The sequence below is a fragment of the Oceanospirillum sediminis genome (assembly GCF_014164585.1).
In the GTDB taxonomy this organism is placed as follows: domain Bacteria; phylum Pseudomonadota; class Gammaproteobacteria; order Pseudomonadales; family Halomonadaceae; genus Oceanospirillum; species Oceanospirillum sediminis.
This window is the reverse complement of record NZ_JACJFM010000198.1, coordinates 1-382: the sequence shown is the minus strand read 5'-3', so window position 1 is coordinate 382 and position 382 is coordinate 1. Positions and strand designations below refer to the sequence as shown.

The following is a 382-nucleotide window of genomic DNA, read 5'->3' as shown; positions in this document are numbered from 1 at the left end:
AATTTGTGGCATCCACCACATTGTTTATTGGACTTAGTCCTATAGCTTTAAGTCTATGTTGTAACCATTGTGGAGAATCCGTGACTTTAATTCCAGAAATGGTAACACCGCAATAGCGAGGTGCCAGTTCTTTATCGATAACATCAACATCTATTTTTAATGTTCTGTTTTCAACGTTAAATGCACTAACGGATGGTGTTATCACCTCTACTTTCACTTCTTTTTGAAGCAAACCTGCTTTAAGATCACGCGCAGTACCATAATGGCTCATGGCATCTGCCCTGTTTGGGGTTAAGCCAATTTCAAAAACGGTATCATTTTCAATTTCAAAAATATCAGCAGCGGGTGTGCCAACTTTTAGTTTTTCATCTAAAACCATGAT

General features: G+C 38.0%; 1 protein-coding gene. It reads right to left on the bottom strand.

The window, feature by feature from the left end; translation table 11 throughout:
• A partial coding sequence (locus H4O21_RS28395; RefSeq protein WP_255487456.1) for a phenylalanine--tRNA ligase beta subunit-related protein occupies positions 1 to 382 on the bottom strand: 382 nt, incomplete at both ends.